Raw genomic sequence first — 11,095 nt, 5'->3', positions numbered from 1 at the left:
GTATTGGGCGGTGCGCACCTGCTCAACCAAGTTGACTGCCATAGCGAAGAGCTTTCGCCATTCAGATGATCTACCCGACTTCGGTTTTAATGTTTCAGGAGAATATGCGATAGCTTTCGCCGCTCCAATCGGCAAATTCTTGAGCCGTTGCCCTCAAGGCGTCTTCTCTTCCGAAACACCGTGTGCCGCTGCAAATTGCAGTTGTCCATCCAAAGGGACTTCGCTGAGGAAGGAAGACACCTGCCCGGGGTACTTTTTGGCTAGATCGAGGTCAGTGAGGGCATGCGCCAGCTCGTCCCCAGTCAGCTGGTCGCTATAGGGCGCATTCACGATGGATAGGACGTAGGCAAACTTCTTGCTCATGGTGCAGGGCAAGATAGTGGTTCGTGGCGCAATAATCTAGTTGCCCAGCGGTGCAAGAATGACCGGGTTTTCGCCCTGAAACTCCGTTTGCCAGTAAAATCATCAATCTATGGTGTGTTAACGGCTACCGCCGGCATCTGTGTGATGGCCGGGGCACACTTTGCGCGACTCCGGACCACAACTTTGCGCGACAGATTCCCATCGCTCCAATGTGGTGGAATAACAAAGGGATGCCGGGTACCCCAGGGCAGAACTTTGCGAAGTTCACCAGTAACGATGTGGTTTCCTGGACAGTTTCCACATTAGGCCCGCCTGTTTCCGCATCCTGGGGTGCACACTTTTCACATTATGAGATGCGCCCAAAGATTTGAGACGTCCGTTAGGTTGAACGAAAGGACGCAACAGTTCCGCTCTCAACATTGAGCGTAAAGAAAAACCCCGGAAACCGGGGTTTTTCATTTTGTAAGTTCAGACCTATCTCCGGGGTGAAACCGACGCGGTTTCGCGTGACGTTGAGCAGGAACGACTACCATGGGGTGGGTTTCAGACCGACGGCTTTCGGACGTATAGCTCGGGTTAGCGGACGTTCGGTGTGCCCGTTGCATGGCAACATTGAAGCTTCATACGGCTGAGCTTCTGCGCTTGAAGCCCTTGCGGTGCAATCTTGATCGGCCGTTAAAGGAAGTGCGATGAGGCACTCAGGTGACGACGGAGCTCCTACCTGTTATCAGGACGATGCATCAGTAGAGGTGCTGGAGGTTGCACGTGTCCGCACTCACTCGAAACAACGTGTCGGTTAGAGGGTCAGGTAAGCGGCCCATCATGTTCGCACATGGCTTCGGCTGTGATCAGAACATGTGGCGGTTCGTGGCTCCCGAGTTCGAAAACGATTTCAAAATCGTCCTGTTCGATCATGTGGGTGCCGGTGGTTCCGATCTCTCGGCCTATTCCCGCGACAAGTACGCTCACCTCAGCGGGTATGCTCAGGACGTTCTGGACATCTGCGACGAACTTGACCTTGAAGACGTAACTTTCGTTGGTCACTCCGTAAGCAGCATGATCGGCGCACTCGCGGCCAAGCAGCGGCCTGAGCTGTTTGCTAATCTGGTGATGGTGGGGCCGTCCCCGCGATACATAAACGATGATGGGTACGTTGGTGGCTTTGCAGCCGAACAAATCGAAGAGCTCCTAGCATTTCTCGATTCCAACCACATGGGCTGGTCCCAAGCGATGGCACCCACCATTATGGGGAACTCCGAAAGGCCCGAACTTGGTGAAGAGTTGACCAACAGCTTCTGCCGTACAGATCCAGAAATCGCCAAGCACTTCGCCCGTACCACATTTACTTCCGACAACCGCGCCGATCTCGACGGCCTGACCACTCGTACGCTGATACTGCAGTGCAGCGAAGACGTGATTGCGCCACAGGAAGTGGGAGAGTACGTGCACGCCAAAATCCCAAACAGCCAACTGGTGGTTCTCAAGGCAACGGGTCACTGTCCAAATCTGAGTGCCCCTGCAGAGACCATAGAGGCGATCCGCGCCTTTGTCTGAAATCCTGCACTATCCGGATGAGCGTCAGCTTGCCGAATATATCGACTTCTTCGACCATGCTCCGTGCGGATATATCGTGGCTGGAGAGGGCGGCCGTATCGAGCGGGTCAATACGACGTTGGCAGAATGGATTGGCACGCCTGCCGATGAGCTAATCGGCAGACGCTTCCAGGACCTGCTCAATATCGCAGGCAAGATCTATTACGAAACCCACTTTGCGCCGCTGCTGCGCATGCAAGGGTACTTCAACGAGGTGGCGCTTGATCTGGCCATACCAAGCGGGGGCATCATGCCTGTGCTGGTGAACGCCAGGGAAAGTCGAGACGTTGACGGGAATGTCCAATCCCTGCGAATTTCGCTGTTCAATGCTACTGATAGGCGTCGATATGAGCGTGAACTGCTCCAGGCCAGAGGCGATCTGGAGCGAGCCAACGCTGCTCTTGCAGATCTCAATAGCGATCTCGAGCATCGAGTAGCAGAAGCACTCGCCCAAAGGATCGAAGCGGAAGAAAAGCTTCGGCAGGCGCAGAAGATGGAAGCCATTGGCCAGCTCACCGGGGGCGTGGCGCACGACTTCAACAATCTTTTGACGGTCATCATGGGCGGGCTGGATACCGTCGGACGGTATGCTTTGCAGCTCGCCGAAGACGAACCACGTAGAAGGATCGAACGCGCACAAAAGATGGCGATGCTCGGAGCGCAACGAGCGGCATCGCTTACAGCACGCCTCCTCGCATTCTCGCGGCGGCAGCCCCTGGACCCAAAGCCTCTCAACATCACACAGCTCATCCGAGAGACGTCAGACCTGCTCCAGCGAACCCTCGGTGAAACAATCGCATTGGAGTCGGTTGAATATGCTGGTTTGTGGCCGGCACTGGTTGATGTGTCGGAGCTCTCCAACGCCCTTGTCAACCTGGCGGTGAACGCTCGCGATGCTATGCCTTCTGGTGGGAGGCTGACCATTGAGACCAGCAACATCTATCTCGATGAGAGCTACCTAGCACCGTTTGATGAGCCGATCCCGCCAGGCCAGTACGTTTTGGTCGCGGTCTCCGACACCGGTACGGGAATGGACAAGGACACACTGTCCAGGGTCTTCGAGCCGTTCTTCACGACCAAGGAAGTGGGCAAGGGAACGGGCTTGGGACTCAGCCAGGTCTATGGCTTCGCGCGCCAGTCAGGCGGGCACATCCGCATTTACAGCGAGTTAGGCAACGGCACGACGGTCAAGCTCTACCTCCCGCGCGCTCAAGTCTCGGAAGATGCTCGTCCAGTGATGGATACGGCTATCAATCTGGGTGGACATGAGTCCATCCTGGTCTGCGAGGACGAGCCGGCCCTAAGGGCGTTTTGCGTCGAAGCGTTGAGAGACCACGGGTACCACGTGATCGAAGCGGGTGACGGACATGAAGCGCTTGAACGCCTTCGCGCTCACCCCACAACCGGTCTGCTTTTCACCGACGTTGTGTTGCCCAATGGGATGAACGGTCGCCACTTGGCCAACGCAGCGCGCGAAGCTGTCCCAGGTATCAGGGTTCTTTTCACCACCGGATACACCCGAAACGCCATTGTTCACCACGGTCGGCTTGATCCGGGAGTGGTCCTGCTTTCCAAGCCATACACAGTGCAGGCGATGCTGGCTAAAGTCCGATCGACGCTGGACAGCTAGTTGCGACATAACAAATCTGACCGCCTGTGGCTTTTCTCTCGCCTGTCTCGGGCTGTTGCTGACTTGCGCAGCGCTGCTCCGGACAATCTGTTTGTTGAACCTGGCTTGGCTGCTACGCGGTGGTCTGCGGACTGGCGGCTTACCATCAGCAAGTGACCAATTGCACGTCGGATCAGTCTGCTTACCGCAGGGTGCGGCGTACATGGTAACCACCTGCCGCCTGAGCGCCTCTGGTGCGGCCACGGCTACTGTGAAGCGGGAGCTTCACTTGCCGCAGGTGTTCATCCAACACGAACCCCCGCTAAAGTTCCGATGAACGTTTTGCGCTGGGACGCCGTTCCGGCGCAGATCCAGGCCAAGGGACAGCCGAGCTGCTTCCTCAGGTGAGCCCGCACTCTGGATGAACTCCGTGGCGGCACCCTCAGCCGGGGCACAATCCACAACTCGGTACTTCCGGCTCAAGGGCCTATTTCTCCCTCGTCAGGCTCAATTAGTTCACTTCTGGCAGGTCGCCGTGGCGGAATACGATGGTTCGCTCCGCCACCTCACCACCGGCAGCGTGTGTCGGTTGTGTCCACGCAATCACCGCCAGATAGGATCGCACCAGCTGCTCGGCGGCGTTGTACGCCGCTGCTTCATTCCGCATCTCACGGGGCGCGAACGCCGGCACCATCTTGCCCGCCTCGTCTTCTCGGAAGGCCTGTAGCAAAACCAGCTTTGACGAGGTGGGTTTTTTCGTATCCATGAGGCGTTCTATCGTAAACCGCTGCGAAGTAGCGAAGAACAGGACATTCTCAACAGCGTACGCAAACGCGGTGCTCGGGTGCACGTGGCCAGGCGCCAGCCCTAGCTACGGATCCGAGGGTTTCTTGTTTGGACTGGGAGGCGTCTTGGCTGGCTCCTCAACCGGGGTTGCATCGGCATCGCTACCTGGCTCGACGTCGGCGAGGGCGGGGTCGGGTTTCTTCTTCTCTGTGTCCTTCGGAGAATTGGGCATGGCTGACCTCATCTGAAACAGAACCAATCCGCGCTGCAGGTAGTTCGTTCCCCTGGGTCACTATGAGCCGGACGCCGGCGCGACGGCAAGGTTTCTGCGACCAATTCGACCCTGGTCTAGTTCCCGGTCGGGCCAGCTTGGCCCTATCGTGCCCCGCACTGCTCGAGGCACCCGGCACCTTCACGCAGGATATTCTTTGGCATTCCAGTCCGGCACACGCCACGCATCCATTCGAGGCGCACGGGCTGGATCGCATCTCGAGGTTAATGAGCAGCGTTTCGGGGGCGCTCCGATTCGAGCTCTTTACGATGATGCTGCCTATCCCTTAGAACGCGCGAACTGAGTTGGGCCCTGAAGGTGTCAGAAGCAATATGAGTGAAGCCGTCGAGAAGTCGAGTTCGCTCCTGCGGAATGCTAAGAATCTCGCACGCGCTGTAGACGCTGCTGGAATTGCCCTCTGGTCGTGGAACGTTGATAGCGACGCGCTCACCATGGACGATCACGCCTACGATCTATGGGGTTTGGGGAGGGGCGCCCAGGTCACGTTCGAGGATCTATCCGCCCATATCCACCCTGCTGACCGGGATCGGGTCCGAGCTGCCTTCACCGCTACACGGGCAATACTCGGCCCCTATGAGATCGATTTCCGCATCATGGTTGGTGAGGAGCTTCGCTGGATCTCGGCCCGTGGCAAGGGGGACGATGAGGGTATCGTCGAGCGCCTCATGTTCGGTGTTTTTCTGGATGTGACGGGCCGCAAACAGGCCGAAGAAGGGCGAGAACTCCTTGCCGGCGAAATGAGTCATCGCGTCAAGAACCTGCTGGCCATTGCCACCGGTCTGACTGCGATCACCTCCCGATCCACGTCCACCGTCACCGACATGGCGCGTGAGCTGACGCAGCGACTGACAGCCCTGGGACGAGCCCATGATCTTGTTCGTCCATTGCCCGGTCAGACCGAGGCCGCGGCAGCTTTGCTCGGCGATCTGCTTTCCGTGCTGCTCGCGCCCTATGACGACCTAGGGGCCTTCAGTGGGCGCATCCGAGTCTCGGTGCCTCGCATGATCGTGGGCGAAAGCGCAACGACCACACTCGCATTGATCGTGCACGAACTGGCAACGAACTCCCTCAAGTACGGCGCGCTCTCAACATCGACCGGTATGATCGATGTTTCCTGCTCGGCCAGAGACGAAGCGGTAACGGTGGTCTGGACGGAGCGCGGAGGTCCTGAGGTGGTACCGACCAGCGTCCCAAAAGGGTACGGCACCAAACTCGTCGAGCGCAGCATCACCAATGCGCTACGCGGGTCCATCCACTATGCATGGGAGGAAGATGGTCTCATCGTCACCCTAAAAATCGATCCCGCCCGCCTGGCAGCCTGAGCGTCGGTCAGTTGGTTAAAAGGTGCGATCGTTTTTGTTACGCATTCTGTAGAACCCGCGTGCCCCGCCTCCTATATACGGCAAATGGAAAACACAAACCGAGGCCGTCTGGAAGCCCGCCCGCATTATCCCAGCGTTCAGGCGCGCTCCGCGGATCTGTTTGTACATTTGCTGGGTCTCGGCCTGGCCCTCCTTGGCGGCGCCATCCTGCTTTGGATGGGCATCCAGGATCCAGCCCCTGGCAGGCTTGCGGTCATCGCGATCTATTCGCTTGGCGCGGTATGCATGTTCGGGTTCTCCACCGCGTACAACTTCGCGCCGGCTGAATGGAAGCCCGTGCTGCGCCGGCTCGACCATGTCGGCATCTTCCTGATGATCGCAGCCACTTATACGCCGTTCACCGCGTATTTGCTGTCCGGAGCCTGGGCCTGGTCGCTGACCACGACCCTGTGGGTGCTGGCCGGCGTGGGAATTGCCGGCAAGATCTTCCTGCCGCCGATCAGCCAGAAGGTCTGGGTGCCCATCTACCTGGGCTTGGCGTGGATCGGCGCCATCGCAGCAATCCCTCTTGCCGCGATAACCTCCGGGGTGGTGCTGTGGCTCCTGGCACTTGGCGGCGTTTTCTATTCAGCCGGTGTTCTCTTTTACGCCAACAAGCGCCTGCAGTTCGCCAAAGCAATCTGGCACGGCCATGTCGTGGCCGCGGCCGCGACGCACTGGGCAGCCGTGCTGGTGGGACTGTTTGTGGCACACTCCTGATAGCAGTTCCCCCAATCCGACTGGCGCAGCGTTGAGGACGGGACGCTGGGCTTTGGCAGTATTATAAGCGCTGCAGGTCCGCTCCGGGTCCAGATGTCGATAACGGGGCGGGAAGACCGTACGCTGCTAGCTCTGGAACAAAGCAAAGGCCAGCGGTTCTGCGCCTTTATGCAAGCAGCCGGAGCGAAGCCGTCTGCTGAAGTTGATCGCGAACGGCCTAATTCCAATCACCCAGATATACGACCGGCGGAACCACGAAGGTCGACCACAATGAAGCGCTACTCCCACTGCTTATTTCTGGGACCCTGGGCAACGTACGGCGCCCACCCCTTCATCGGTCTAAGTGGCGATAAAAGAGGCTATAGGCCCCCATGTCGGAGCTGAAGAGGTATCGTCCGTCGGTCCAAACCATGGCGTACCGCCGTCATCTCGGACGATCAGCAAAATGACTAGTGGCTCGATCGCGGCTTAGCTGCAGCAACGCGCTACTTCGCGGCAAGGCAGTGACGTCGGCTTTCAGGCCGCTGAACGAAGAGCGTGAACGGCAGAAAAGGGGTCGTTAGCAGCGCCCTACCCCACTTCGTATTGGGGTGGATTGCAGCTGGTCCGCTTCTGGCAATGGTGGAGCTGAACCGGACATTATTCGGCTTGGCCAGTCTATATCGCCATGGACATAAATAATGATCAGGGCCTAGCCGCACTAGGATCCCGAATGACCCCGTGCCCTACGCCAGAAAACCAATAAAGCGACCGGAGACGGCCGCGAGCACCCATAAAATCAATGAAAGTATCGCCAAGCCCTTGCGAAGCATTGATGCGAGGCGGTCTGCCAGCAAAGTGTAGAAAGTAGCATTGACGATCGCTGCGATCACAAGAGCGAGCTTCACGAGAAAGGCGGGGTTGCTAGCGTACTCCAGGGGTCGCACAGAAAACAACAAGCCTCCCGTGACAACCGCAGCGAGGAGGGCCATGCCAGTTATAGGCCTAACAATGTCCAAGACGAGCCTCATGGGCAACGCCTGGCCCAGGCCCAGGATCCGCAGGTCCATCAGAGCCGCGCAGGTCACCAAGGCCCCAATCGCCAGGATATGAGCTGCATTTACGATGGGGTAGGCAATAAAGGAACCGCGCAAAAAGGTCGCTAGATCTGACGCTTCAAGCAGCGCGAACAGTTCCGTCAAAGTCCCTGTGCTCGGCTGGGATAGAGGTCATAGGGCTGGCCGCCAATAATGATCCGGACCGCTTTCATGCGCGTTTCATTGGGATCGGCCGATCTGTTGCCGATCGCTATCACCTCAGTGCCTGGAGGCGCGACGTCCTCTGTGAACCCAGCCGCAACGGTCGGCCCGGGTGGTGCGAGTTCAACCCGCCAGATGGTTCCTTCAACATCGACGTCCAAAGTCCCATGAGGATTGCCGACATAGGTGGCGGTGATCACGCCTTCAATCTGAAAAAATCCGTCGGCTGTCCAAGACCAGCCGTGGTGAGCCAGCGACGGCGCGATCTGTGCTCCGACAAGAGCTATAGCGGCGCACAAAATCTTCACGACATGAAATACTCGAAGCATTAGGGTCTCCTCCTAACCACTCTGCGCACTGAGAAGCGGTTGTACCTGCGTTGCCTTGCCGAAGGCATGCTGACGTTCGTATGACGCTGACTGCTCCTCTGCCGGACCGAGAACCAAGCACCGCGGCAGCTTCCTGCCGCAGTGCCGATGGCAAACTCAGTCTGCCTTGAAACAATAGAAATACCCGTTGCCGCCAGTTCCAATCAGCGCGTCCTGACCGCAGCCCCGCGACGGATGAGCCGCGTTCCAGGAGGTGCCGGTAGGCAGGGTCTCCGGCCCCGCCCGATCATGGTGGCCGACCATTGCAGCGCCCTCGCCGCTCATGGTCCAGTCGCCACAGGTGTTCCCTGCCGACAGGGTCCCGTCGGCATTGGAACCCGTAAGGATATCATGTTGGTTCGGTTCCTCCCCGCGCCCACTGATTGGCTCGCCTGATTCAGTCAGCGCGGAAGCCTTGGTGATATTGTTGCTGTCACTGTGCAGCTCATCAAGGCTGTTAGCGACAACCTCGCCGGCTGCATTCGACCATGGACCCGAGCCAATCCGATCCCTGGCGTTGATGCCATCCGCACTGAGGTACGCGCGCCACTCTCCGCCGGAAGCTCCAGCGGCTTCCGCAAGCTGCAGACAGTGCGCGTCCGCGCCTTCCAGCCCCCCGAGGTTGGCTCCGTCACCCATGCCGACACTTGTAACGAAAAAGCTCATAGCATCCTGCGCAAACGCCGCAGGTGTGCCTGTCAGAATTAGTGCTGCAGATGCAGCCAAAACCACCGGCCTCATACTCAGTCCTCCGCGTCCCACCGTCGTGAACCTGGTGACCATACTCCAAAAGCAACACCGCATGAATAGTCCTACACGGTGAGACCTGCTGCCGGCTCTTTCTAGCAATCCTTAGTCAGAGCCAGCCGAGAGACAGCCACTACCGCCCTTGAACGCACTGACGGTGCCAGTTATCGTGGTGAATGTAGCCCGGGCCAATGGCAGAGACTTCAAGTGCGCTGGTGCCGAGTGTACGTTTCTGCACTGCTGGTCATCCTCATGCTTCGGGGATGGGTGGGCTAAACCTCTCAAGTGTCACGGCTTCAAACTCAGGCCCGTCGCGAACACCGGTTTCCAAGGCGTCAGTAGCGGCCATCTGGTCACGCGTGAGTTCGAGGTTGAAGACCGGCGATGCGGGCAGGTCTCGCCGATTTCGGGATGACTGAACGGCCCTGCTGCCCGTTGGGGCACCAAACCAACGCAAAAGCGTCTACAAGGTGGGGAAACTATACATTCATTGGCTAGGCCCCTGAGTTAAACTTCGATCCCAAACAATCTTTCGGCGTTTCGAAACGCGATCTTCTCCTTGTCGTCCCGAGGAAGATTCACCGCCCGAAACCAGTCGGTTGCGTGTTTCATGTTCACGAACGGATAGTCAGTTGCGAACATCAATCGATCCACGCTGATGTATTTCAACAGGAGATCGAGCAGTTCATCCTGGAAGAATGCGCTGGTCGTAAACCAAAAATTGTCCTGGAAATACTGCTCGAATGGCTTGTTGAGGCTACCCCGCGTGACCTGGCCCATCTTTTCTGCGATGCGCTTGTAAAAGAACGGCAGACCCTCACCCATGTGGCCGATGATGATCTGGAGATCGGGATATCTATCGAACACGCCGGAAGTGACCATCCGGAGACATTGCGTTACGACTTCCTGATGCCAGCCATATGCTGAGTTACTAAGAACCTGGTCCTGGTAATTCGCCTGATATTCGGGCCGCATATTGCTGTAGTAAATCTGGAACACTTCGTCAGGTGCCAGGCCTGGATGGATGTATATCGGCACAGCAAGGTTTTGGGCACGCGCCAGCAAGGGCTCGAAATCAGGATGATCGAGGAATTTCTTGCCGATGATTCCGTTGGTGAGGCAGCCAAGAAAGCCATCTTCCTCAACCGTGCGTTCAAGTTCGTCCGCTGCGGCTTCCGGTTCCTGCAACGGCAGGGTCGCGAATGCCTGAAACCTGCCGCGATAGGTAGCCATCGGGCCATCAACAAGCAGCTTGTTGAGGCGATACGCAAAATCGATGCCTTCCTGCCCCGGGATATTCTGCACACCTGGCGTGTGGGCGGAGAGAATCTGAACATTGATCCCCGCCTGATCCATTGCGGCGATGCGGCGCGGCCCGATCTCGGCGAGACCCGTATCCTCGAGGAACAGCCTGTTGTTCAGCGCCATCAGCTCATGGGTGGAAAATGTCTCTTCGGTACCGATAAATGGCAGGTCCTGATCTCGCAGCGCGATGTCCGAAATCTCTGCCGCGGCGGAGTGGGCGGCAATGGCTGGCGCGGACAATCCGGAACCAACACCAGCTGCAGCCGCGCCGCTCAAAATGCTGCGGCGTCCCGTCACCAGGCTCTTGGGCATCCGTTCGATCGGTGTCATGACCGTCCTGCTCCGATGCTGTGTTGCGTAAGGCGTGCAGGAGCATCACCGTTACGCTGTTGAAGCCCCCTCCGACCTCGTCGGCGGTACCTCCCTATGAGTGACTATAATTGCTCGAGGGTGGTGGGACATTGCCAATTGGCAACTGGTGAGACGATCCTAGTGATGGGGAACGCAAGTTATTGGTACGCTGGTGCGTGCACTATCGCTGCAAGTGGACGAGATCGGGCTGCGAGCTTGGGACAGGAGAGCATGGCAATGGCTGGAACATTGCCCCATATCGCGTCCACTGTTGGCTCCTCCTAGCGATGACGAGCTAATCCGGCTTGGCGAAGGTGGTCAGGGCTGCGGCGCCTGGAGGATCGACGGTGGCCGTCAGATAC

The 11,095-nt window shown here is 58.1% G+C and carries 10 protein-coding genes; 4 read left to right on the top strand and 6 right to left on the bottom strand.

The genetic code is table 11. The features are described from left to right. Nucleotides 1-153: 153 nt before the first annotated feature. Nucleotides 154-363, bottom strand: coding sequence for a hypothetical protein (locus AC3YOG_RS19145; protein ID WP_489936240.1), 210 nt, complete (start codon nt 361-363; stop codon nt 154-156). Between the two features lie 822 nt (nt 364-1,185). On the opposite strand from AC3YOG_RS19145, the gene AC3YOG_RS19140 reads away from it, so the two are divergent. Both AC3YOG_RS19140 and AC3YOG_RS19135 read left to right on the top strand, forming a co-directional pair. Continuing rightward, nucleotides 1,186-1,917 carry an alpha/beta fold hydrolase gene (locus AC3YOG_RS19140; RefSeq protein WP_489936239.1) on the top strand — a complete coding sequence of 244 codons (732 nt, stop codon included), beginning with the start codon at nt 1,186-1,188 and terminating at the stop codon, nt 1,915-1,917. Continuing rightward, complete coding sequence (locus AC3YOG_RS19135) at nt 1,910-3,586, top strand: ATP-binding protein (protein WP_489936238.1); 1,677 nt, start codon at nt 1,910-1,912, stop codon at nt 3,584-3,586. The genes AC3YOG_RS19140 and AC3YOG_RS19135 overlap by 8 nt, the downstream gene beginning before the upstream one ends. Nucleotides 3,587-4,076: 490 nt before the next feature. Here the strand turns inward: AC3YOG_RS19135 and AC3YOG_RS19130 are convergent, their stop codons facing one another. Then, entirely contained in the window at nt 4,077-4,331 is a 255-nt protein-coding gene (locus tag AC3YOG_RS19130) for a hypothetical protein (protein WP_489936237.1), read from the bottom strand. A gap of 623 nt (nt 4,332-4,954) precedes the next feature. Between AC3YOG_RS19130 and AC3YOG_RS19125 the strand changes: the two genes are divergently transcribed. Both AC3YOG_RS19125 and trhA read left to right on the top strand, forming a co-directional pair. Further along, a complete protein-coding gene (locus AC3YOG_RS19125) occupies nt 4,955-5,965 on the top strand; it encodes a sensor histidine kinase (RefSeq protein WP_489936236.1) in 1,011 nt (336 codons plus the stop codon). A gap of 84 nt (nt 5,966-6,049) precedes the next feature. Further along, nucleotides 6,050-6,724, top strand: coding sequence for a PAQR family membrane homeostasis protein TrhA (trhA, locus tag AC3YOG_RS19120; protein ID WP_489936235.1), 675 nt, complete (start codon nt 6,050-6,052; stop codon nt 6,722-6,724). A 725-nt stretch (nt 6,725-7,449) separates the two neighbouring features. Here the strand turns inward: trhA and AC3YOG_RS19115 are convergent. The 4 genes from AC3YOG_RS19115 to AC3YOG_RS19100 all read right to left on the bottom strand — a co-directional run bounded on the left by AC3YOG_RS19115 (nt 7,450) and on the right by AC3YOG_RS19100 (nt 10,712). Further along, nucleotides 7,450-7,905 carry a hypothetical protein gene (locus tag AC3YOG_RS19115; RefSeq protein WP_489936234.1) on the bottom strand — a complete coding sequence of 152 codons (456 nt, stop codon included), beginning with the start codon at nt 7,903-7,905 and terminating at the stop codon, nt 7,450-7,452. Beyond that, nucleotides 7,902-8,291 carry a hypothetical protein gene (locus AC3YOG_RS19110; protein ID WP_489936233.1) on the bottom strand — a complete coding sequence of 130 codons (390 nt, stop codon included), beginning with the start codon at nt 8,289-8,291 and terminating at the stop codon, nt 7,902-7,904. Before AC3YOG_RS19110 ends, AC3YOG_RS19115 begins: the two co-directional genes overlap by 4 nt. A gap of 156 nt (nt 8,292-8,447) precedes the next feature. Continuing rightward, the gene (locus AC3YOG_RS19105; RefSeq protein WP_489936232.1) at nt 8,448-9,071 is read right to left on the bottom strand and encodes a hypothetical protein; all 624 of its coding nucleotides are present in this window, start codon (nt 9,069-9,071) and stop codon (nt 8,448-8,450) included. A 513-nt stretch (nt 9,072-9,584) separates the two neighbouring features. Beyond that, nucleotides 9,585-10,712, bottom strand: coding sequence for an amidohydrolase family protein (locus AC3YOG_RS19100; protein WP_489936231.1), 1,128 nt, complete (start codon nt 10,710-10,712; stop codon nt 9,585-9,587). Nucleotides 10,713-11,095 lie beyond the last annotated feature (383 nt).

The sequence above is a fragment of the Devosia sp. Z6_126 genome, from assembly GCF_058133495.1.
Note: the sequence above shows the minus strand (reverse complement) of the source record. Positions and strands in the feature narration are given on the sequence as shown.

Excerpts from the sequence above, each read along its gene's own strand:
- AC3YOG_RS19145 (WP_489936240.1), bottom strand. The coding sequence starts at position 363 with ATGAGCAAGAAGTTTGCCTACGTCCTATCCATCGTGAATGCGCCCTAT.
- AC3YOG_RS19140 (WP_489936239.1), top strand. The coding sequence starts at position 1,186 with ATGTTCGCACATGGCTTCGGCTGTGATCAGAACATGTGGCGGTTCGTG.
- AC3YOG_RS19130 (WP_489936237.1), bottom strand. The coding sequence starts at position 4,331 with ATGGATACGAAAAAACCCACCTCGTCAAAGCTGGTTTTGCTACAGGCC.
- AC3YOG_RS19125 (WP_489936236.1), top strand. The coding sequence starts at position 4,955 with ATGAGTGAAGCCGTCGAGAAGTCGAGTTCGCTCCTGCGGAATGCTAAG.
- trhA (WP_489936235.1), top strand. The coding sequence starts at position 6,050 with ATGGAAAACACAAACCGAGGCCGTCTGGAAGCCCGCCCGCATTATCCC.
- AC3YOG_RS19110 (WP_489936233.1), bottom strand. The coding sequence starts at position 8,291 with ATGCTTCGAGTATTTCATGTCGTGAAGATTTTGTGCGCCGCTATAGCT.
- AC3YOG_RS19105 (WP_489936232.1), bottom strand. The coding sequence starts at position 9,071 with ATGAGGCCGGTGGTTTTGGCTGCATCTGCAGCACTAATTCTGACAGGC.
- AC3YOG_RS19100 (WP_489936231.1), bottom strand. The coding sequence starts at position 10,712 with ATGACACCGATCGAACGGATGCCCAAGAGCCTGGTGACGGGACGCCGC.